The following is a 23039-nucleotide window of genomic DNA, read 5'->3' as shown; positions in this document are numbered from 1 at the left end:
GTGGGAATAATATGAGGGAGCCGCTGAGCCTCAAAAAATTGATCTTTACGATCATCATGTTTGCAGTCAGTTTAGTGTTTCTGATGCCGTTCTTCTGGATGCTTTCCGCATCCTTCAAAATCGAATCCGAAGTATTTAACTATCCTATCAATTGGATTCCTAAGCATTGGAACGCAATTAGTAACTATAAGGAAGTATGGTTCGGACAGTATCCATTCTACCTGTATTATTGGAACTCCATTAAGATTACGGTTGTAACAACAATTATTTCGGTTACTGTATCGGCATTGGCTGCCTATGGATTCTCCAAAGTGCAGTTTGCAGCAAGCAAGTGGTTATTCCTTATCGTGCTTACAACCTATATGGTACCTTCGCAAGCTGTTTTGGTTCCGCAATTTATTTTGTATCGTTCCATCGGTTTGTTTGATAACCATCTCGGACTTATCCTTATCGGAAGCTTTAGCGTGCTTGGAACGTTTATGCTGCGTCAGTTCTTTATGGGGCTTCATAATGACTTTATTGAATCAGCCAAGATTGACGGTGCAGGCCACTGGAAAATATTTTGGAATATCGCATTGCCTCTTGTGCGTCCAGCGGTTGCAACCTACGCAATCCTACGCTTTATCTGGACTTGGAATGATTATCAGAATGCGCTGATCTTCCTACGTACGGACAAGCTGTTTACGATTCCATTGGCGATGCAGAAGTTTACTTCTTTAAGCGGTGAGTTCTATTCGTTAATAATGGCCGCTGCGGTGTCTGCTATCCTTCCGCTGCTTATAATTTTCATCATTGGTCAAAAAAGTGTTATTGAAGGCATTGCAATGGGCGGAGTTAAGGGGTAATTCGACAAGGAAAGTCAAAAAAATTGTAAATAAGTCAAAATCCGCGCATGGATGCTCTAACAGCAATTGGTACAATCACTGTGTAAGCTTGATGAAACCAACATAGCGAGTTTCAAAACAAGGAGGGTACTTAAAGATGAATAAGAAAAAAGTAAGCGCAGGCGTATTGACCAGCGTAATGGCACTGGGCGTATTGGCAGGCTGCGGTGGGGCATCAGATCAGAAAAACGCTCAAGGCGGAGATACAGCAGGTAAAACGACTGAGTTGCGGTTTTATACTTATGGTACTGAGGGTAACTATAACTGGAAGAAAACGATTGCTGCATACGAAGAGAAAAACCCAGGAATTAAAATTAACCTGATCGGATTGAGCGAAAAGGGCGATACCCAGGAAGCAATGAAAAAGCTTGACTTGGCTGCCGCATCCGGTGAGGATATGGACGTTCTGATGTTCAGTGATCCTGCCGCTTACGCTCAACGCGTTGCACTGGGCATGGTAGCTCCAATCGATGATTATATTACGAAAGACGGCTTTAAAGTTAACGAAGAATACAAAGTAGATACGAAGCTGAATGGCAAATACTATGCACTTCCAGGTAAATTCAATCCTTGGTATGTCCTGTTGAATAAGAACATGTTGGATGCAGCCGGCTTGAAAGTGCCGACCGATTGGACATGGGATGACTTTATGGATTATGCTAAGAAAATGACCCAAGGCGAAGGTGCTAACAAAGTATACGGTACGTATTTCCACGGACCACAAAATGGTGGCTGGGTCGAATATGCGAAACTGGCTTTGGAAAACCAACCGGACAATCCGGATTTCATTAAAGCGGATGGAACCTCTAATCTGGACAGTCCGTTGTACAAGAAATCGCTTGAGATTCGTATGAAAATGGAGAAGGACGATAAATCAGCAACTCCTTATACGGACATGCTTTCCCAAAAGCTGAATTATCGTACGCAGTTCTTTAATCAAAAAGCAGCAATGATCGCAACCGGCAGCTGGATGAACACGGAGATTGGCGGAACAGATCAAGTTCCATTGAACTTTAACGTTGCAGTGGCTCCATTCCCTAAAAACAATCCTGGTGACCAAGTTGGCTATGCACCGGTTGCTACAGACTACATCTCCGTTGCTGCTGCTTCTAAGCATAAAGATGAATCTTATAAATTCATCCGCTGGTTAACCACGGACGGACAATTGGTTCAAGAGAAGAACGTACCATCATGGAGCAAAGTGAAGCAAGAGGATCTTGGTAAAATTATCGACAACATCTTGAGCACAGCGAAATCTCCGGAAAAAGTAGACAAAGCTTCGCTAGTCAGCGTATTGTCTAACTCCAAAGCTGCTGCGATGGTACCTCCGGTATCTTACCAAGCCGAAGTCAACAAAACAATAAACGAAGAGTTTGAAAAAATGATCTTGGGCAAACAAGATATCGATACAACAGTTAAAGCTTCTCAAGATCGGGTAAACAGCATTATCGCTTCCAATAAAAAGTAACAAAATCGGTCATATTAATAAAAGGAGGGGTGGCTCCAAGCCTACCTCTTCTTTTGTTCGTTGTACATATATTGCATGTGTTTAAGACTATAGAAGGGCGGGAGGCTGCTACTATGAGGAAAAAGATAGGTCAATGGTTATCATCCCGCTCGTTTCGTTTTAAGCTTATGGTTACATCCATCATCTGTATTCTTATTCCCGGTTGTTTCTCTCTCATTATGTATAATTACTTAACCCAGGATGCGGTTAAACAGCAGGTCATCTCCAACTCGCAGGAATCGATGCTGCTGGTCAACAACTATGTCACCAATTCGCTTAAATATATGCTCAATGTAGCCAACTTGATTCAGATGGACTCAGAGCTGAGCTCCATAGTGAAACGAAAAGCTACCGGACAGACGTACACGGGACCGAATGCAGAGTACGAGGAATTCACCGACCAAAGTAAAATAAGGAACACAATTGAAAATATTACTATTGGCGGGGAGCAGTGCTACGTCACCATTATTTTATCCAATGGGTCCTATTATTCCAGTTATTCCGTTTACGACTATAATCCGATCGATATGACGAGAGAACCGTGGTTTGCGCAGTTAAATCAACTATATGGCTTTAATTCGTATTGGGTAGGTGCGTCGCCAACCGTATTTATATCTGAGAAGGACAAAAATCCTTACCAGCTCTCTGTCGTTAGGACGTTACGGGAGAAGGAAGGATTTCAAATATACGGGTATGTCATTGTTACTATTATGGAAAATCAGATGAATCAAAATTTCGAAAATCTTTCGGATAGTCAGGAATTTATGATCCTCGATTCCAATAATGTGATCATGTCACATAACGATGTTGATCAGATCGGCAAACCATTCCGCTTTGCAACTTCTAACCAAACGAACAAACAAATCTCTACCCAAATTGTCCATGGTGACAATGAGGACTACTTGCTTACCCAGGAACCGTTGTTTACAGGATGGAAGCTGGTTTCTCTGACACCCTATCAGACAGCTATAAATAAGATCAAATCGATTTTCACAAATGTAATCACGCTTCAGCTTATTTCGTTTATTGTGTTCTTGTTACTGCTTCTTTATTTGCTAAGAACGTTCACCAAACCACTTGTTGGTTTAGGGAAAGTGGCCATAACCGTGCAAAAGGGCAATCTGGATGTCCGTTCCCGTATCCGCGGAGGGGATGAGATCGGTAGGCTTGGGTATTTGTTCGACCAGATGCTGGATCGGATTCATGACATGATTGAGGAGATTTCGGTCACCCAGACACGCAAACGCAAAGCCGAGCTGGATATGCTGCAGGCGCAGATCAATCCCCATTTTCTATTCAACGTATTGAACTCGATCCGTATGAAAGTGATGTTCAAGGGGGATAAGGAAAGTGCGGAGATGATTGGCTCCCTCTCCAAGCTGCTGCGTATGACCATTAATCAAGATAAAGGACTTATTACACTGCACGAAGAGATTGAAATCGTTATGGATTACACGCAGCTGATGAACATGCGACAAAAGGAAAAAGTGCTGCTGCAGACGGATATCTCAGCTAATGCCTTATTGGAAAAAGTACCTCGCTTTTTTCTTCAGCCATTGATCGAAAATGCACTGATTCACGGCTTAAGTCAGTCTGGCGGTGTCATTAGAGTGAAAGCATGGGTTGAGGAAGACAAGCTTATCGTATATGTCGAGGACAACGGAGCGGGGATGGATGATAGCACCTTAAGCAAGCTTCAGCGAAGACTTGCTATGAGTAATGAGCAGGAGCATCCTGAAATGGAGAAGCATAAAGGCTTTTCCAGTATCGGTTTGTCGAATGTAAATGAACGAATGCGCATGACATATGGAGAAGATTTTGAAATGAAGATGGAGAGCGAATTGGGCAAAGGGACCCGGATCACGATGCTCATCCCATGCTTGGAGGCGAATGAGTGATGTATAAAGTCATGCTAGTGGATGATGATTACCCTGTACTGGAATTTCTATCAGAGGCCATTTCATGGATGGACTTTGACCTTGAGCTTCAAGGGTGCTACGAGAATGGAGCTGTTGCATTAGAGCAGGCAGAGCAGGAGATGCCGGATATACTGATTACCGATATCGGGATGCCTAAGATGAACGGATTGGACCTGATTGCTAAGCTGCGTGAGCGAAAGCCTAATCTGCGTGTAGCTATTTTATCTTGTCACGACGAGTTTTATTATGCACAGCAAGCCGTCAAGCTGAATGTGCAGGATTATGTGTTGAAAGATACGCTCGATCCTGCCGATTTGGAGAAGCTGCTGCTGCAGTTCAAAGCAAGCTTGGATCAGGAAGAACGTGTACAGACGCATCAGCACCAGCTTCAGCATATGGTGGACCGAAATATAGAAATGCTTAAGGAAAAATTCATCCGCAGAACGCTTCAGCAGCCGATTCTCGATCCTAATGATTGGCTAGAGGAAGCCAACTCTTTCGATCTCTCCTTAAAGGGAATGGCTTGCTTGCCGATCCTCGGGGTCATTGATGGGTACCGTTCAGCTAAGCAGCGCTTCATGTCTGACGATATTTTACGCTTTGCCATTGATAATGTGATTGGCGAAGTGAGCGGAAAAGAGTCGCTGCCAGCTGTGCATTTTGCTTACGGAACTAAGGAATCGTTCTTTTTGTTCCCATTTCAATCCACATTGAAAATAAATCCTTTCGATGAAGCCGCGGCTAGAATGAAGCGAATCCAAGAAGCGCTGCGTAAATACTTGAAAATATCGATATCTTTCATTATAGGGGAAGTCAGCCATAGACCGGAAGAAATCAAGACGGCCCTTTTTCAGCTAAGATCGAGCAGAGTCCAGCGGTTTTATATGGAGGAGAGTAGTATTTCCAAAAAACGAACTCTACCGCAAGGAAACATCGATTTATTTTCTTGGTATGATCAAGCCAGTACAGAGCTCAAGGAAATGATCTTAGAGAAAAATACTGCAAGCATCGTGCCTACAGTGAATCATTGGATGGAATTTCTGAAGGAGCATGCCTTTGAGCCGGAGAAGGTGAAGGACTGGGTGCTGAAGCTGCTGCTTGATTTGAAGCTTAAGCTTCAATCGCTCCAGTATTTCCGTTCTACTTATGAAGTCGATATATTGCATAAAGAAATATTGGAGATTGATTCTTTGTTCGAGCTGGAGCATTGGTTGGTGGAGCATTTTCAATCCGTAATCACCCTTGCGGGGGAGATAGGAGATCAGAGGAAACGATCCGAAGTTGTTCAGGCATGTCATTATGTGTCGCTTCATTTGGATAAAAGAATAAGTCTGGAGGAGGTAGCGGATCATCTGTTCTTAAACAGCAGCTATTTCAGTCGATTGTTTAAGAAAGAAACCGGGGAAACGTTCATTGAATACGTAACCCGTATGAAAATGAATCGCGCCAAGGAGCTTCTGGATCACACCAACCACCCGGTAGGCAAGATCTGCGAGATGCTGGGTTACGACAATCAAAGTTATTTTATCAAAATATTTAAAAATTCGGTTGGTGTAACACCGATGGAATACAGAGGTCAAAAAACATCCTGAAAAAGTAAAAATAGTATCATTTCACAAGGTGATTCGGTAGTATGATAGAGAAAAGTTAATCTATAACCTACGGAGGCGCCCGATGAACCGTAATGAAATTAAACGATTATTGGACAATCAGTCGTCAGAATCAGCTTCTTTATTGTTTGGTGATGGAGAACAAGCTGCATGGTGGAACGAGGTCAGACGAGCAGAAGGTTACAGGCCGATGATAGACGAGGTACGCGAAGAAGCCGAGAAGCTGCTTCAACAGCAGGAACCTCAGCGATCATTTGCCCTATTCCGCATATTTGCGGAAAGCGGTACAAGGCTTGAGTATGAACATGTCTACTTTGAAATGAGAAAAAGACTTAATACATTTACCATCATGACGTTGTTGGAGCCTGAACGCACGGATTACCAGGAAGCTCTTGAGGAAACGATATGGTCCATTTGCAATGAGTATACCTGGTGTTTGCCAGCTCATGCGGGGAATACACCGGAAACTACAGAGGATAGCGTGTTTACGCTGCAGAATCCGTCTGAGGACTTGCAGGGGAATGCCCATATCATCGATTTATTTTCTGCGGAGACCGGGTTTGCACTAAGTGAAGTGCTCAAATTAACGGAGCATAAGCTGCCGCGGTTGCTGCGTAATCGAATCGTTCATGAAGTATACCGACGTATCTTTTGGCCATATATTCATCAGGGACCTTTTCATTGGGAAAAGGCTACCCATAATTGGTCTGCAGTTTGTGCCGGATCTATCGGGGCAGCGGCGCTTCATCTGATGAAGGACAATGATGACTTATCTGTTATTCTGGAACGAGTCCTTGAGACGATGAACTGCTATTTGCAAGGCTTCGAAGAGGATGGGGCGACGACGGAGGGCTATGGTTACTGGTACTATGGCTTTGGGTATTTCGTGTTTTTTGCAGATTTGCTTAAGAAAAGAACGATGGGATCTATTCATTTGTTCTCGGATGAGAAGATACACCGGATTGCCTTATTTCAACAGAAATGCTTCATGAGCGGAACTTCAGTCGTCAACTTCTCGGACTCTACTCCGGAAGCACGAATTCATATGGGGCTGACACATTATTTGAATCGGATTTATCCCGATGTGGAAATTCCTGATTTTTCATTACGCACGAGTTATACGGAGGATCATTGCAACCGTTGGCCTACCGCACTTCGCAATATTTTGTGGTTTCGTGAAGATAAAGCGATTACCGGTGAACCTTGGGGCACCGCTTCTTATTTCTTGAACGATGCGCAGTGGCTAGTTTCAAGATATGTTAACGAGCATGGCTCATTCTGCTTCGCAGCCAAGGGCGGGCATAATGCGGAACCTCATAATCATAATGATGTCGGTCATTTCATTATTCATTCGCAGGGGGAAACATTCCTCGCTGATCTGGGCTGCGGGATGTACACGAAGCAGTATTTTGGATCAGAACGATATACTTATTTGTGCAACAGCTCTCGAGGTCACTCCGTGCCTATCGTAAACGGAAAGCTGCAGCAGCCGGGTGCTGAACGTCGTGCTTCTGCATTACAGGCTTCAACGGAACCGGAAATGGAACGAATGCAGATGGATTTATCCGGCGCTTATGATGAGACGCAGCTTCGTCAGTTGGTTCGCAGTTTCACATGGTATAAGAAGGAGCTGCCTCGGTTGATATTGGTAGATACCTATGAATTCAGCGAGACTCCGTTGGAGATTGTGGAACGATTTATTACTATGATCGAACCCGACTTGGCTGGAGAGGATCTTATCATTCCTGGGAAGGAACAGCGTTTGCATATCGGTTACGATGCTGCCATTCTTCAGCCGCAAGTTGAAAAGCTCGAGTATACGGATCACTTCGGCGTCTTGAAGGATGTGTACGCAATCGATTTTAAGCTACTTCGCCCAGAGCGGAACTGCACAGTTCAATTTCAGTTTGAATTTAAATCATAGTAATTTTACTAGGGGGACTCCGAAATGACTGTAATTGTAAAAGGTCCTTGGGTAGATCAAGCATGGCAGGATGCCATTAAGAAAGTAAGCAAAACTAGCCAGCGTATTGGAGCTCAGTTTCCTCATGCCAGCGTCAATGGAACGTATGTTCTGGAACCGGCTTTTTGGTGGACGGCAGGATTTTGGCCCGGCTTGCTGTGGCTGCTCTACCGCGATACGAAGAACGAGCATTTTAAAATATTAGCGGAGCAGTGCGAGGATCAACTGGATCAAGTCATTACTGACTATTATAAGCTGGATCATGACATTGGCTTTATGTGGACATTGACAAGCGTAGCTCGCTACAAACTGCTTCAAGCGGACGATTCCAAGCGCCGCGGACTGCTTGCCGCCAATTTGCTGGCAGCGCGCTTTAATGTGAAAGGGAACTTTATCCGCGCATGGAACCCTTGGCGTGAAGGGGAGAACAATGCCGGCTGGGTCATCATCGACTGCATGATGAACTTACCGCTGTTATATTGGGCGTCCGATGTCAGCGGCGATCCGAGATACAAGCATCTGGCACAAGAGCACGCAGACACCGTATTAAAGAATTTCATTCGACCCGACGGTTCGGTCTATCATATCGTTAGATTCGATGAGCAAACAGGCGAACGTATTGAGGCATTGGGTGGACAGGGCTTTGCCCCAGAATCCGGGTGGTCTCGAGGAACGGCTTGGGCGCTGTACGGTATGGCTTTGAGCTATCAACATACAAGAGAAGAGAAGTATTTACATGCGGCGAAGCAGGTAGCCCATTATTTTATTTCTCAGCTGCCGGAAGACCATGTTCCACTCTGGGATTTCCGTCTTCCTGAGGGCATCGCCAAGTATCGCGACTCTTCAGCAGGAGCATGCGCCGCTTGCGGACTGCTCTTACTGGCAGATCTGGTATCTCCGTTGGAGGGTGCCTCCTACTTTAAAGCGGGTGAAGCGATCTTGAATTCCCTGTACACCAACTATGGTGCTTGGGATAATGAGCAGGAGGAAGGGCTGATCCTGCACGGTACAAGCCATTATCCGGAACAGAAAAATATGGATGTACCTTTAATTTACGGCGATTATTTCTATGTTGAAGGATTAAGCCGTCTAAAAGGTCACACCAAGCAGTTCTGGTAAAATATTGAAACCTTAGTCACTAAATAAAGCCATCCTTTGGATAATGTCCTGAGGATGGCTTTTTGGCATGCAATCATGAAGCATACCAAGGATTGATATGAATGAGCACCTCATCTACATCAGGATGCATATTCATAATCACCTGTTTAATTTGGCGGGAAATATCATGCCCTTGTTGAATGGTCATTTCTCCTGGGATGCTAAGCCGGACATCGACTAACACATAATGCCCGTGTTCTCTTGCGCGGATACGGTCTATGCGCTTCACTTCAGGAACCGATCTAATCAAAGAGGCGTATTCGTCCAGCTGTTCCTGATCCACCGCTTTTTCCATCAGCACATTGAAAGATTCCAGCCCCATATGATAGGCCAGCTTCAGCACTAACACAGAGACGATGATCCCTGCCAACGGATCCCCATAAGCTAAATAATGGATGCCGAAAGCTTCTCCGATCAGGGCAAGCCCGATCCCAGCTACTGCCGCTATGGAAGCATAAACGTCGGCAAGATGATCGTATGCAGTTGCCAGCAAGCCTTTGCTGTTCACTTTCTTGCCAATCCGATAGGTGTAGGAATAGAGCACCTGTTTCCAAATCAAGGAAACCGCTGCTGCGCTCAGAGCAATATAGCTGGCCTTTCGCGGCAATTCGAAAAAGGCCATCACAGCCTCATAAGCAATGTACAAAGCGGCAATAGCCAAAATAATGGACACGAAGGCGGAGCTTAATACTTCTGCCTTGCCATGACCGTAGGGGTGGTCCTCATCCGCAGGGCGCTTCGATATATTCATCGAAGTCAGCGAAGCGGCGGTTGCGATGACATCACCGGCATTATGAATGCCGTCAGCCAAGAGCACTTGACTGTTAGTCAAAAGCCCGACAATGATTTTGATCATCGTTAAAGCAACATTGCTTACCAAGCTAATCCATGCCGCGACAATCGAGGAACGGTTACCTTTACTCATCCATTGTGACCCCCACCAGAACTTTTTCCCGTAGGAAACAAAAACCCTTGACCGCTATCGGGCAAGGGTTGGGTATTTTTTTGAAATAACTAACTTCCTTGCTTAGCTCAAGGTGTAACCCATCAGCATTTTCCAATTATACCATCTTAATGGTGGGGTATGCAAAGGCGCTTGCCTTAATTAAACCTATCCATTTGTTTTTTGGTGAACAAACGGCTGCCTACCTGCGCATTGAGGGTGGCTTGCTCCGGCGATTTTGCTCCTGGAATGGCTACAACAGAAGGCCGTGAGACGACAAAGCGAAGGGCAGCTTCTGCCATATCTTCATCTTTTTCAAGCACACTTCTGATATCGCTTACTTTACGAATCCGTTCCTCGAACTGCTCGCGGCCAGCGCCGCCTACATTCCAGGCACTGCGAACGCTATCCGTAAAAACAGAATCCTCCGTATAGTTGCCGGATAAGAGGCCCATCGCCAAGGGTCCACGAACCAGAACCGCAATACCATTCTCCTCGCAATAAGGGAGGAATTCCTTTTCAGGCTCACGGTTAACTAAAGAATAGTCGGCTTCAACAACCCGGCACGTTCCATTGATATTGAATCTTTTGAGCACTTCCAAATTGTTCGTAGATATTCCATACTCTCTAATTTCTCCGTTTTGCTTCAACATTTCAAAACCTTCAAGGAAGATGGAAGGGTCTTGAATATCACCAATGTGGCAAAGCATCACATCGATCCAATCGGTTCTCAAGCGATGCAAGGATGCATGTGCGCACAGGCGGATCATATCGGGGGTTGTCAGAGGTACCCCTTGTCCCGTTCTTTTACCGAAATGGCCAATTTTAGAAACGATATAAGATTTATGCCGATCTCCGCCTAATGCTCTGCCAAGTCGCTGCTCAGACAAGCCATTAGGTATGCCATAGGATTCAGCGGTATCAAACAGATTCACTCCCTCATCTATCGAAGCGCGAACCGTTGCGAACGCAGTAGCATCATCGACGTCCCCCCATTGGTTACCTATATTCCAAGTACCGAGGCCAATGGTAGAGACCTGCCACCCCGTGCGACCAAAATTGCGATAAATCATTGATCTCCACTCCTTTTTGAAACACGTTTATGAATGTCTTTGATTCGCATTCTGAGCAGTTTTATTATACATCAAATTCACATTACTGCATTAAAGCTGCACTGCCAATCCGAGTTTCCGACAAAAAAAGGTGAGTTATGGCTATATATATTCGAGTTGAGCCTATTTATACTGTAGAGGTTTGTTAGAGAAATCATACGGTAGAGAGAAATTTTCGGAAAGATATTCAACATGGGGGAGTGGAGAAGTGTGACAGAAAAGAAAAAATTATCTTTGTGGTACTTGGCTTGGCCTATAGCCGTCGAAATGCTGCTGCAATTTTTGATGGGCAGTGTGGATACCTTGATGGTTAGCCACATCTCGGATTACGCTTCTTCGGCAGTCGGTTTATCGAATCAAGTATTGAATGCGACCAGTGTTATGTTTATGCTGATTAACTCTGGGGCGGGTATTGTTATAGCCCAGAAAATGGGTGCAGGACTTGTGGATCAAGCTCGTCGAACTGCAGCTATTACTGTAAAAGCTAATTTGGTTGTGGGGGCTGTATTAAGTCTATTTATTTATTTCAATGCAGACTGGTTATTGGGCTTCATGCAGGCACCTGAGCAAGTGCTCCCCTTGGCAGCAACCTATTTGAGCTTTGTGGGTGCGAATACGATTGTGATTTCTCTGTATACAGCGTCATCAGCGATCATACGCAATACGGGAAATACGAGAGGACCTATGCTTATCGTGATGGGAATGAACGTCATTCACCTCATCTTAAATTATGCACTTATCTATGGGGCATTCGGATTGCCAGAGTGGGGTATCTTCGGGGTATCTGTTTCCACTGTCATTAGTCGAACCGCAGCGCTCATTTTCAGCCTTATTGTATTGTATAAAGCATTTAATCCAGGTTTTGCAAAAAGCGACTGGAAAGGGTTCGACATGAAGCTGGTGAAGGAAGTGTGGCATATAGGATGGCCTATGTCCATCAATGCGGCATCATGGAACTATTCTCAAGCACTCATTTTTGCTATGGTAGCCTCGATGGGAGCGGCTTCTCTAGCTTCGTTCACCTACATGAATACTATACAATCGCTGCCTTGGTTGGTAGGCATGTCCGTTGCGATGGCTTCACAGATCCGAGTCGGTCATTTGTACGGGGCACGTAACTTCGAGGCATGCTACCGAAGCGCATTCGCCGCATTATGGTCAGGCCTCGCATACGTTCTGATTACTTCCCTGTTATTGTGGCTTGTCGGCCTCACGGCGTTGGGATGGTTCACATCAGATGCCGAAGTACTGCAAATTGCGGTACCTTTGTTGGCCGTGAACGTCGTTTTGCAGCCTTTGAAAATGATTAATCAAGCGTTTGCCTTCTCACTTAATGCCGTTGGAGATACCCGCTTTACAGCTGTAACCAATATGGGCTCCATGTGGCTGGTTGCAGCTGCATGTTCATATTACTTCGGAATTACGTTAGGGTGGGGGATCATCGGTATCTATGCAGCTATGATTATGGATGAGAGCATTCGAGGTATTCTCGTAGCCGTTCGCTGGAAGAAAAGAGGACGACTTAAATCGGAATCAGATGAAGTTAGTATGGTACAAAAACAAATGAGTTTGTAGCATTGAGCCTTGGAAAGTATTGCCATAGGATTGGATTATGGGTTATGGTGCATTCCTTTGCTTGAAGTTAATGGATGGATTTATTCAAAAGGGGAGAGTGAACGAATCATGAAACAATCAATCGATATTATGCCAAAACAAAGCTGGGTGCTTAGTTCTCCTGATTCGAGCCTTCAGTTCCAAATCGAGCTATCTGAGGAAGGAACGCTATACTATAACGTGCTCAAAGAAAAAAGTATGATTCTGGATCGGGCTCCACTTGGGATTGTTACAACGGAAGCAGATTTTACCAAAGGATTGGCCTTTGTGCGGAAAGTATCTTCCGAAGTGAATGATGATTATACGCTTCCTCATGGTAAAACCAAGCATTATGAGAATCGTGCCAATGAGTTGACTCTTTTCTTCGGAAAAAATGGACAGGAGCTCCAATTCATCTGCCGAGCCTACAACGATGGAATTGCTTTCCGCTATCAGTTGGCTGGAAGCGGTGAGCTGGTGATTACAGCGGAACCCACAGGATTCGTACTGCCTCAGGAGCCCTTAATTAATGTTTGGTCGCAAAAATGGATGGAGTGCTATGAACGCACTTATGATCTTGGAATGCTGGAGACCATGGACGAATCTGATTATGCATTCCCGATGCTGTTTCAAGTTGGAAATGCCGGCTGGGTATTACTTACGGAGGCGGCCGTATACGGCACCTATTGCGCAGCCCACTTGAAAGTAAGCGGCGAGAAAGCGAGAACGCTAGAGCTTGCCTTTGCTCCGGACCAGCCTGGCCCGAATGTGACGAGCGCACCGTTCGCAACTCCTTGGAGGACGGCGATTATCGGGTCAACGCTAGCGACGATAGTCGAATCTACGTTGGTATTTAACCTTAACCCTGCTTCCGAGGTGGAAGATATGTCATGGATTCGCCCGGGACGTTCGGCTTGGTCATGGCATTCTGACAGTCAATCGTGTAAGGACCATCAAAAGCAGGTTCAATTCGTTGATTTCGCGGCGGAAATGGGCTGGGAATATTCGCTTGTAGATGGTGGATGGGATCGAGAAGAGAGTACGACGGATGTGCCTGAATTAATCAAGTATGCCGAGTCCAAGGGTGTTGGCATCTGGTTGTGGACGCATTATAAACGAATCAAGGAAGAAGAGGAATGCAGAAATTCGCTGGAGCTATGGGCTAGTTGGGGGATCAAGGGGATCAAAGTCGACTTTTTCGATAGCGATTCACAAGAACGAATCCAGGTCTATGATATGATTGCAAACGTTGCATTGGAGAATAAACTGATGATTAACTATCACGGGTCGACGAAGCCTTCGGGCGAGCAAAGACGTTGGCCGCATGTTATGACGAGAGAGGGCATTTTCGGTGCGGAATACTGGAAGAACGACCTGAACGAAGGCCCTAACGCGACTCATAACTGCACGGTACCGTTTACTCGTAACGTTGTGGGAGCAATGGACTATACACCGGTTACCTTATCCAGAGTAACCCGTACCGGTCATGGTCATCAATTGGCTTTATCGGTCATTTTTGAATCCGCAGTACAAAATTTTGCCGATTCGATAGAAGCCTATAACGAAAGCGGCGGCAAGCTATTCTTATCCCAGGTGCCCGCTGCCTGGGATCAAACACTGCTGCTGGAAGGTTATCCAGGCCGTTATGTTACTATGGCAAGAAGAAACGGTGACGACTGGTACATCGGAGCCATATGTGCTGCCGGAGGTAGAACGTGCCACGTGGATCTCCGTTTCCTTGATAGGGAGGCTTCGTACCGTGCCGAGATTTATGAAGAGGTATTCGGACCCCTGGATCACTATCGGTTCAAGCATTCTACAGACATTACAGTCCGGACGGATATAGTAACGCATGCGGATACGCTGCATTTGCCGTTAAGAGTCAACGGAGGCGCTGTGATCCGTTTAACGAAAATATAAGCATCTGGTCCTGGTGCTCACAGCCAGGACTTTTATTTTGATCTTACAAGCTAACGAGCTGTTGGTAGGAGCGATAATTAACCCTTAGGAGGTTTCAACTTGAATCAAAAAATCGTTGTCATAAACAAGGAAAGTCTTTATTCAGTAATCCAGCATGCGATCCCGGGAGATACCGTTATTATGAAAAACGGAGTTTGGGACGATGTCGTATTGGAGTTTGACAAGCTAGGTACTTCAGAGCAGCCAATTATCCTAAAGGCAGAGATACCTGGCGAAGTGATCCTTACGGGTGCGTCAACGCTCACGTTTTCCGGTGAGCATCTTACGGTCGATGGCTTGTTCTTTAAAGAAGGCGTACAGCCTGGCATGAATGGAAGCAATACGATCGTTAGGTTTCTGAGTGGTTCCAAACACTGTAGATTGACTAACACGGCTATAATTGATTGTCACCCGACCCAACCAGATATCAAAACATTTTGGGTCACCATTGATGGTTCTCATCATGAAGTAGATCATTGCTATTTTAAAGGAAAGCTGTATGCGGGCCAACTGATGAGAAGTATGAAATATTCAAGCTATAACCGGATTCATACAAATTATTTTGTCGATATTCCTGCTTACGGGATTAATGGCTTGGAGATTATTCAGGTTATGGGGATCGGAAGTGATGGAGAACCAGGAAGTGCAGGTGGCGAGCATGTCATTATCGAGAATAATTTGTTCGAGAGAGCGGATGGCGAGTGTGAAGAGATCATTTCGATCAAATCGAATCATGATGTGATTCGCAACAATACATTTAAGGATTCCATAGGCGGAGTAGTGCTCCGCAGCGGTCATAATACAGTTGTGGAAGGAAACTTTTTCATCGGGGGTAACATAGGGGGAACGAAAGGCATTCGTATAACGGGCGAAAATAACTTGATCCGAGGTAATTATTTAACCGGGCTTCAAGGCTTCGCGCTCAGTGTAATGGCAGGAGAATATATCGATGAGCCTTTGACTTCCGATTGGCAGCCTGTCCTTCGTAAAGGGACACCACTGGGACGTGTGCCTGTGTATAACTGGTCCAAGCATAATACGATCACATATAATCAAATGATCCATAATTATGGTCTAGATATCGATATTGGCATAGGCTACAAATCGGCTTGGCCTTCCAAACAGCGTATATTACTGCCTGAGCTTAATGAGTTCTCGGAGAATGTGATCGTCAAGGATCGTGGGGAGGCTCTTACCTTTGCACAGCAGGATCCGAATGTTATGGAGATTACTTTTGCTCCGAACCATTATGTAAATAATAAATTGAGCATTCAAGATAAAGAAGCACTGCTGCCCGAAGGATTTGCTCATGTTGAACTACCATTGGGAACATTGCCCAACACAGGGTACAAGTGCAGTATCGAAGAAGCGGGAGGATTGTCCTTACAGGCTCCTTTAAGAGACGATGAAGTGGGTCCGCAATGGGTCTTGGATAAAAGAAAAGACGGGAGCCCGCTATTCCAACCGAGGGACCAGTTTGCAATGGTCGAAACGGTGCCATGGAATGTTAAGAATAACCTGTGGATTTTGTGTACAGGCAGTAGTGACTTATTTGTACGCAATTGGAGAATGAAGCTTGACGTGGAGGAAAGGGAGCTATGTCCTTTTGAACGCGAAGGGAACTACTTCGTACCCATTCGCTCGTTGGCCGAGAAACTAGGTTTTGCGGTAACGCAAAGTGATGACTGTAAAGAAATTCATATTAAGGACAACGAAACTACCTTAATGATTAGTCTCGGCAGCTGTGTTGTGGTTAGAGAGGGCAGTAGGAGTACCACCCCATTCATAGCTATCGAACGACAGGGCAATCTGTACTTACCTGTCGATGGGGCAGCCGAGCTACTGGGTAAAAGCTTGTATAAGAATGAACAGGGGATAATCGTGTTCTCTGACAAATATGAGGATGCGGTCGCTTTTGAGGATAAAGCGTTTGTTGAACAAACATTACAGTTGTTTAAAGTCACAGCAAGTCGTTTTGACAAAAATATGACAATGCCTCCACAAGGGCATACTCACGGAAATATTCCAGGTCATACGTTACACATGGATAGTACTCTCCAATGGATTTCTTATGGAGACAGAGAATGGATTCGTTATGATCTGGGTCAAGTTTTTGAGGTGGGAAGAGCAGTCATTTACTTTGTCTCGGGAAGCGAAGCGCAGTATTCGTTCTCTATTGAAGCTTCGATAGATGGGGTGGAGTGGATAAAGCTTGGATATGGGGTCAGCAGCAGTGATGAGGAATCGATAAAGTTCACACCTGCGTATGCCCGTTATGTTCGGATTTTCGGACATTCGAATCGGCACAATAATGCTATTCGACTATATCATGTTCAATGGTTTACCGAGCAGAATGAAAAAATCCCTTTATAAAATTTTCTCGAAAAGAGCTTCGAAATCCCCGGGATTCCGGGGGTTTTTTGTTGGACTTTTTATTAAAAGGTTAGTTTAATACAAAAACTGGTTAACTACATACATCTTTATTATGAAAAAAATAATGTAGAATAATGAAAGCGCCACCACAGAGGGGTAACAATACAGGGGAGATGGTCTTAACTGTAAGCAGCTGAAGCGAAAACATGCTTATGGTAACAAAGAGAAAGTGTTTTCATTATTAAATGTAAACGCTTAATTTACTGTGCTCAAAAAGAGAGTATCAACAAACGCAAATCAGTTTTTTATTTTGGAGGGAGCAGTAAAACAGATGAACAAAAAATGGATGGCAAGTATGCTTGCTTTAATGCTGACGATGGGGGTAGGAGCGGGCTGTGCCAAGCAAGATGCAGCTGCGCCGTCAGAGCAACCGGCTCAAGCCAAAAGCAAAATTGGTACCGATCCAATTAAACTCACGGTGTTTACAGAAGTGCCCATGCTGGCCGATGATTTTGACAAGCTGATTGCAGGACCCGTCAAAGCAAAATATCCTAATGTTACATTGGAACGAAGCGAGAAGGCAAAAGGGAATGAAATTACCGACAGGATTGCTGCCGGGAATATACCGGATATTTTATTGACAGGCTTTTACTTCATTCCGAATCTTACCGATACCGGTATGCTGTTGGAAATTGATGATCGAATCAAGCAAAATAATGTTGACTTAACTGCCTTTGAGCCTGTCGTTATCGATGCTTTGAAAGGCTTCCGTGATGGCAAATTAGTAGCATTACCTTTTTACATGGGAACAACGGCGTTATTTTATAACAAGGATATTTTTGATCGATTCGGCGTTCCATATCCTAAAGATGGCATGACATGGAGTGAAGCAACGGAACTGGCTCGCAAGCTAACCCGCAGCGACGGTGGAGTTAATTATCAGGGTCTGAATCCGGGAAGCTGGGACACTCTTGGAAGCCAATTAAGCTTACAGAAGATTGATACGGCAGCGAACAAATCGATGGTAAACAATGACGGTTATCGCAAGGTTCTGACCCTTCTTCAGGATATTAACTCCATTCCTAATATGGATCCTAAGATGAAAGCGATGGATGCATTTACTAAAGACAGGAATTTGGCAATGTATAATTTCTGGTGGACAGATGTCGTAACAAGAATGGAAGAAGCAGCTAAAGCCGGCAATCCCGGAAATTGGGATATCGTTACGACGCCATCCTTTCCTGATAAGCCGGGTGTAGGGGCCAAAGTGGACGCTCATATTCTATTGGTCTCTTCCCAAACCAAATACAAGGATGAAGCTTTCGAAATTATCAAATTTTTAACCACTTCCCCTGAAGTTCAGACTGAAGTCGCCAAAACAGGAAGACTTCCTGTCCAAACTAATAAAGAGATTCGCAAGCATTTAGGCGAAAACTATCAAAGCTTAAAAGGCAAAAACCTAGATGCCATCTTCAAAAATAAAATGGCTCCGCTGCCGAAGTTCCATGTACTGGACAGCAGCGCGGTTGGCAAACCGATGGGTGATGCGGTAACCGCCGTTACGCAGAACAATGTGGATATCAATACGGCTCTTCGTCAAGCCGATGAAGCCGTGAACAAAAATATTGAACAATTGATGAAAAAATAAATCGTCATTAAGGAGACCAATCAGATCTGTTCTGATTGGTCTTTTTACTGCCAGAATAGGGGATGGACATTACACTTAGGATTCAGATGTTGGATGAAATTTACAAAATATTCATACCGAGAAAACATTGAACTAACAATGACAATCTAGACTGTAGATATTAAATCAATTTGATTAATTCATTGAAGGGGTGATGCCAACTGTAGTAAGGATGTAGTAAGATAGAGAATCATCAAAGAGCGCCTCATCTATCTGACATCCTGAAATAAGAAGGAGAGCGGATAATATGACTTCGAATCAAAGCATGCAGCCGAATAAACTGGATTCCAATATGGTGAGGCTAATTATTCTGAAAATTAGCATTGAACTATAAAGCCAGTTGTCGTAATATAATAATTAATCAAATTGATTGATAATTAATTATGGGCCAACATTCGAAAAGGAGGCGGTTGGATGTCTCGAACTACGAAGATGGTGCAGGACAAACAACAACTGGTTTGGCAGATGGATCAATCCGAGAGAAGGATGGTAGCCCCTGGGGTCAGGTTCATTCGTCAGCATCTCACAAAGGGCGATATGAAGGAAGCGGTATATATGGTAGAAGTGGATCTGGGCCATGAGCTGATCCATGTGGAGCCAGTATCTTTTCAAGGGAAAGTAGTACGACTAGATACGGTTGGGAATATGCTTCATCAGCTTGAAATGCAGGGAAAAAGATGTGTCGCCGGGTTCAATGGAGATTTCTTCAGTTATGGCGGAGTGCCATCCGGCCTGCAATTGGTAGATGGTGAAATTATTACGTCACCTTTATCGACCAAAGTTATGCTGGCCGTAATGCAGGATGGCTTAGTAAAGCTGGAGGAGTCTGTCAGTATGAACGGTTTAGTACAATGTGAAAGCGGATACATATTACGAATCGATATGATTAACCGTGCAAGAAAAATGGTCAATACGGATCATGCCTGCGTATACACGTGGCGATATGGCGATTCTACTCGTACTCCTGACGGAGGGATTGAAGTCATTCTTACATCTCTCGAGGCAACGGTAAGATTGTATCAAGGACTACCTATTCAGGGCATTATTCGATCCATCAGGGAGACTTCAGATTCACCGATTGAACAAGGTACTTGGGTGTTATCCCTTACTGGGTCCAAAGCTGAACAATTCCGAGAAAAGGTTAGACCAGGTGAGGTGATTTCACTTCATGTTGAGTTTGATAAAGGCATGGATAAAGCACGACAGGTGATTTCCGGAAACTCAACATTAGCGTTCATGCTATTAAGAGACGGTGAAATACCAGAACATTTGCTGGACACCCATACTAGATTGAACAGTGACAGGCATCCAAGAACAATTGCTGCAACCAAGCAAGGCAAACTGTACTTAGGGGCCATCGATGGTCGACAGCCGGGTTATTCTGACGGAATGACATTAGCTGAGGAAGCCTATTATCTGCAAAGCCTCGGCATGGAGAATGCTATTAATTTGGATGGAGGTGGCTCAACTACTTGTTATATCCGACAGCCCGGAGATGAGACGGCGATGCTGGTCAATCAACCATCGGATGGGTTTGAACGAGAAATAGGCAATGCACTGGCTGTTATTTCGAAAGCGCCAAGCTGTGAAATTGATAGCCTTGTCATTACACCCTCCTCCACTCGAGCGATGTCGGGTAGCAAAGTATCCTTTCAAGTAAAAGGTCACGACCGTTATTGGAATGCATCAGCTATGCAACCTGAAAACGTCCATTGGTCAGTAGAAGGCAGTATCGGAGCTATCAATGAGATAGGAGAGTGGACAGCAGGCTCTGATACGGCTGCAGGCCGAATCATCGCTCGTTATGGTGAGGTTGTTCAATCCATACAGGTCGTCGTTACGAACCAGCTTGCGCGTCTTACTCTAGTTCCATCATCCACAGAAGTGGAACCCGGCGGAATTTGCTCTTTTCGTGCTCAAGCTTTTGACGAACAAGGAAATGAGCTGTTCGTTTCCAGCGAGCTGCTTAGCTGGTCAACTGAGGGTGCAATCGGAGATTGGAATGAAGGAGGTTATTTGGCTGCCGGTTCCGAAGGAGCGGTAGGACGAGTGATAGCGAGTCTGGGGAACATTCACGCCTATACTAATGTACATGTTGGAAAACCGCACCTCATCATTGCTGATTTCGAAAGTTTGGATAAGGTAGGGGTAGCCGAGGTTAACGCAGTAGAAGGGTCCGTGACGTTAACAAAGGCGGCAAGACCGTCCCCTGTTAGATTCGGCACCTTTTCCGGCAAATGGACCTACGACTTCACTGGGATGTCAGGGAGCTCTAGTGCGCATATTACGTTTGAGGATGACTTTGGAGAGCGAGGACGTGAGATTGAAGGGACACCTTACCGGTTTGGGCTGTGGGTTAACGGGGATGGTGGTTGTCATTGGCTTCGGTTGGGTATAGAAGACGCCGATGGATTTAAACGATCATTGAATTTTACAGAGCCGGGAGGTTTACATTGGAAAGGATGGAAATATGTCTATACCGATGTTCCGCAAAATACTAGGTTCCCAATTTGTGTACATACGATAACCCTTGTGGAAACAAGCGACGCAAATAAGAACAAAGGAGTGCTCTATCTGGATGATTTCAGGGCAGAGTATGTTGATTTTCACGAAGATGTTGAAGGTCCTGAGTTCTCCGGTATGATTCCGGCGGATCAAGCTTTTGTATCCGAAACGTGTCCAATCATTCAAGTAATGATAACAGATAAGAAAAGCGGCGTAGATCCTTCGTCGATACGAGTATGGTTGAACGATTCAGTTCTTCCGCATACTTTCAGAACAGACACAGGGCTGCTAGAATGCGGTCCACGGGAAGATTTGGAACCAGGAACGTATCGAGTTACCGTTGAAGCAGCAGACATGGAGCGTAATGCGGCACTCCCAGCAGCGTCGTGGAGTTTCAAAATAATTTTGTAATTACATTAATATTTAGTGAGGTTAAATATATGACAAAGGTGAGATCAACGATGAAGAAAAGAAAAGGTTTGTATACGGCCCTAGTGTTAACGCTTTCCACCATGATAGCAGCAACAGGCTGCTCTAATAAGTCAACACAGTCCTCGCAAAACAGTGATCCTTCTAAATCAGAGCCTGTGAAAGCGGAAGAGCTTACTATTACGGAGCCGGTTACACTTAAGCTGTACTCTCATTTTGCGGCAATCAATACACCAAATGATGTCGATGCTCTCTTCGGTACCGTCAAGAAGAAGCATCCTAACATTAACATCGAGTTAATTAAAGGAACTAAGCTTACCGATATGATCGCAGCTGGGGAAGTGCCCGATCTGATTGCTACAACGCATTTTTACATGAATGATCTTCTGCCTCTCGGAGTTGCCAGCGATATGACTGATTTCGTGAAAAAATATCAGGTCGACCTAAATAAATTTGAGCCGCAGGCCATCAACGCTATCAAAACTTACGGCAAAAAAGGAGAGCTTTACGGGATACCGTATACGCTGAACTATGGCGTTCTCATTTACAATAAAGATATTTTTGACCGCTTTGGAGTTCCATATCCGACAGACGGCATGACATGGGATAAAATCATTGAGCTGTCCAAAAGATTGACCCGTGAAGAAAACGGAATTCAATATCTTGGCTTCGACCCTGGGTCTGAACGCACATTCTCTAGAGGGTACTCCTTAGGAACAGTGAATGAGAAGGGGGGCCCGATCTTTGATTCTGAGGGTTACAAGAAGACGTTTGATCTATTGAAACGGATGTATGAAATTCCAGGTTATATTGACCCCAAAAATAAATTCCAGTACGGCGTGGACTATTTCATTAAAGATCAAAAGCTTGCTATGTTCCCCTCTTGGCTTGCAGCCATTACGAGTCGCCTGCCTCAATTGAATGAGGGAGGCAATGGATTCAATTGGGATGTGGTTGGACATCCTGTGTTCGACGATAAGCCGGGTGAGGGACGAGAAATTGAGTTCCAATCTCTTATGGTACCCCCGACCAGCAAAAATAAAGAAGCAGCCTACCGCGTTATTCTGACAATGATCAGTGAGGAATCGCAAAAGGAAATGAATAAAGGAAACAATTTAACAATATTAAATAACCCGGAATTAAAAAAACAGTTCGCCTCCAACACGGACATTTATAAAGGCAAAAATCTGGATGGTATTTTCAAAGTGAAGCCGGCGACGGCACCTATCAATTCGGAATACGACAATGAGAATTATAAATATTTACGGGAAGCATTAACGGGAATGATCTTTGACAAAAAAGACATTAACACCGTTCTAAGGGAAGCCAATGAGAAAGCAACTAAGTACATTCAAGACGAACAAGGCAGAAAGAAATAAAGAGCGTCTGTATGACTA

14 protein-coding genes are annotated in these 23039 nt (G+C 44.7%); 12 read left to right on the top strand and 2 right to left on the bottom strand.

Going from position 1 to position 23039, the window contains the following annotated elements:
* Positions 1-11: 11 nt before the first annotated feature.
* The 6 genes from QMA13_RS18540 (at position 12) to QMA13_RS18515 (ending at position 9002) form a co-directional block, all read left to right on the top strand.
* A complete protein-coding gene (locus tag QMA13_RS18540; RefSeq protein WP_282935245.1) occupies positions 12-845 on the top strand; it encodes a carbohydrate ABC transporter permease in 834 nt (277 codons plus the stop codon).
* Between the two features lie 136 nt (positions 846-981).
* Entirely contained in the window at positions 982-2352 is a 1371-nt protein-coding gene (locus tag QMA13_RS18535; RefSeq protein WP_282935244.1) for an ABC transporter substrate-binding protein, read from the top strand.
* A 113-nt stretch (positions 2353-2465) separates the two neighbouring features.
* Positions 2466-4289 (top strand): cache domain-containing sensor histidine kinase, encoded by a 1824-nt coding sequence (locus QMA13_RS18530; RefSeq protein WP_282935243.1) that lies wholly within the window; start codon positions 2466-2468, stop codon positions 4287-4289.
* On the top strand, positions 4289-5902 hold the full coding sequence (locus QMA13_RS18525; protein WP_282943438.1) for a response regulator transcription factor: 1614 nt from the start codon (positions 4289-4291) through the stop codon (positions 5900-5902). Before QMA13_RS18530 ends, QMA13_RS18525 begins: the two co-directional genes overlap by 1 nt.
* An 82-nt stretch (positions 5903-5984) precedes the next feature.
* Entirely contained in the window at positions 5985-7844 is a 1860-nt protein-coding gene (locus QMA13_RS18520; protein ID WP_282935242.1) for a heparinase II/III family protein, read from the top strand.
* 24 nt (positions 7845-7868) lie between these two features.
* Positions 7869-9002, top strand: coding sequence for a glycoside hydrolase family 88 protein (locus QMA13_RS18515; RefSeq protein ID WP_282935241.1), 1134 nt, complete (start codon positions 7869-7871; stop codon positions 9000-9002).
* A 73-nt stretch (positions 9003-9075) separates the two neighbouring features.
* Here QMA13_RS18515 and QMA13_RS18510 read toward each other — a convergent pair whose 3' ends face one another.
* Together QMA13_RS18510 and QMA13_RS18505 are read right to left on the bottom strand one after the other, a co-directional pair.
* Positions 9076-9966 carry a cation diffusion facilitator family transporter gene (locus QMA13_RS18510; protein ID WP_282935240.1) on the bottom strand — a complete coding sequence of 297 codons (891 nt, stop codon included), beginning with the start codon at positions 9964-9966 and terminating at the stop codon, positions 9076-9078.
* 176 nt (positions 9967-10142) lie between these two features.
* A complete protein-coding gene (locus QMA13_RS18505) occupies positions 10143-11057 on the bottom strand; it encodes an aldo/keto reductase (protein WP_282935239.1) in 915 nt (304 codons plus the stop codon).
* A gap of 249 nt (positions 11058-11306) precedes the next feature.
* On the opposite strand from QMA13_RS18505, the gene QMA13_RS18500 reads away from it, so the two are divergent.
* From QMA13_RS18500 to QMA13_RS18475, 6 genes are all read left to right on the top strand, one after another.
* Positions 11307-12671 carry an MATE family efflux transporter gene (locus QMA13_RS18500; RefSeq protein WP_282935238.1) on the top strand — a complete coding sequence of 455 codons (1365 nt, stop codon included), beginning with the start codon at positions 11307-11309 and terminating at the stop codon, positions 12669-12671.
* Positions 12672-12779: 108 nt separating this feature from the next.
* Positions 12780-14609 (top strand): glycoside hydrolase family 97 protein, encoded by a 1830-nt coding sequence (locus tag QMA13_RS18495; RefSeq protein WP_282935237.1) that lies wholly within the window; start codon positions 12780-12782, stop codon positions 14607-14609.
* Between the two features lie 99 nt (positions 14610-14708).
* Positions 14709-17021 carry a chondroitinase-B domain-containing protein gene (locus QMA13_RS18490; RefSeq protein ID WP_282935236.1) on the top strand — a complete coding sequence of 771 codons (2313 nt, stop codon included), beginning with the start codon at positions 14709-14711 and terminating at the stop codon, positions 17019-17021.
* Positions 17022-17352: 331 nt separating this feature from the next.
* The gene (locus QMA13_RS18485) at positions 17353-18669 is read left to right on the top strand and encodes an ABC transporter substrate-binding protein (RefSeq protein WP_282935235.1); all 1317 of its coding nucleotides are present in this window, start codon (positions 17353-17355) and stop codon (positions 18667-18669) included.
* A 453-nt stretch (positions 18670-19122) separates the two neighbouring features.
* Positions 19123-21624 (top strand): phosphodiester glycosidase family protein, encoded by a 2502-nt coding sequence (locus QMA13_RS18480; protein ID WP_282935234.1) that lies wholly within the window; start codon positions 19123-19125, stop codon positions 21622-21624.
* A gap of 50 nt (positions 21625-21674) precedes the next feature.
* Entirely contained in the window at positions 21675-23021 is a 1347-nt protein-coding gene (locus tag QMA13_RS18475; protein WP_282935233.1) for an ABC transporter substrate-binding protein, read from the top strand.
* Positions 23022-23039: the final 18 nt, after the last annotated feature.

The organism is Paenibacillus sp. RC67 (assembly GCF_030020805.1).
Taxonomy (GTDB): Bacteria; Bacillota; Bacilli; order Paenibacillales; family NBRC-103111; genus Paenibacillus_S.
The sequence above is the reverse complement of the archived record's forward strand: the minus strand, read 5'-3'. Positions and strand labels throughout refer to the sequence as shown.

What these genes read in the sequence shown, in the direction of transcription:
- QMA13_RS18540 (WP_282935245.1), top strand. Translation starts at nt 12, where the DNA reads ATGAGGGAGCCGCTGAGCCTCAAAAAATTGATCTTTACGATCATCATG.
- QMA13_RS18535 (WP_282935244.1), top strand. Translation starts at nt 982, where the DNA reads ATGAATAAGAAAAAAGTAAGCGCAGGCGTATTGACCAGCGTAATGGCA.
- QMA13_RS18530 (WP_282935243.1), top strand. Translation starts at nt 2,466, where the DNA reads ATGAGGAAAAAGATAGGTCAATGGTTATCATCCCGCTCGTTTCGTTTT.
- QMA13_RS18525 (WP_282943438.1), top strand. Translation starts at nt 4,289, where the DNA reads ATGTATAAAGTCATGCTAGTGGATGATGATTACCCTGTACTGGAATTT.
- QMA13_RS18520 (WP_282935242.1), top strand. Translation starts at nt 5,985, where the DNA reads ATGAACCGTAATGAAATTAAACGATTATTGGACAATCAGTCGTCAGAA.
- QMA13_RS18515 (WP_282935241.1), top strand. Translation starts at nt 7,869, where the DNA reads ATGACTGTAATTGTAAAAGGTCCTTGGGTAGATCAAGCATGGCAGGAT.
- QMA13_RS18510 (WP_282935240.1), bottom strand. Translation starts at nt 9,966, where the DNA reads ATGAGTAAAGGTAACCGTTCCTCGATTGTCGCGGCATGGATTAGCTTG.
- QMA13_RS18505 (WP_282935239.1), bottom strand. Translation starts at nt 11,057, where the DNA reads ATGATTTATCGCAATTTTGGTCGCACGGGGTGGCAGGTCTCTACCATT.
- QMA13_RS18495 (WP_282935237.1), top strand. Translation starts at nt 12,780, where the DNA reads ATGAAACAATCAATCGATATTATGCCAAAACAAAGCTGGGTGCTTAGT.
- QMA13_RS18485 (WP_282935235.1), top strand. Translation starts at nt 17,353, where the DNA reads ATGAACAAAAAATGGATGGCAAGTATGCTTGCTTTAATGCTGACGATG.
- QMA13_RS18480 (WP_282935234.1), top strand. Translation starts at nt 19,123, where the DNA reads ATGTCTCGAACTACGAAGATGGTGCAGGACAAACAACAACTGGTTTGG.
- QMA13_RS18475 (WP_282935233.1), top strand. Translation starts at nt 21,675, where the DNA reads ATGAAGAAAAGAAAAGGTTTGTATACGGCCCTAGTGTTAACGCTTTCC.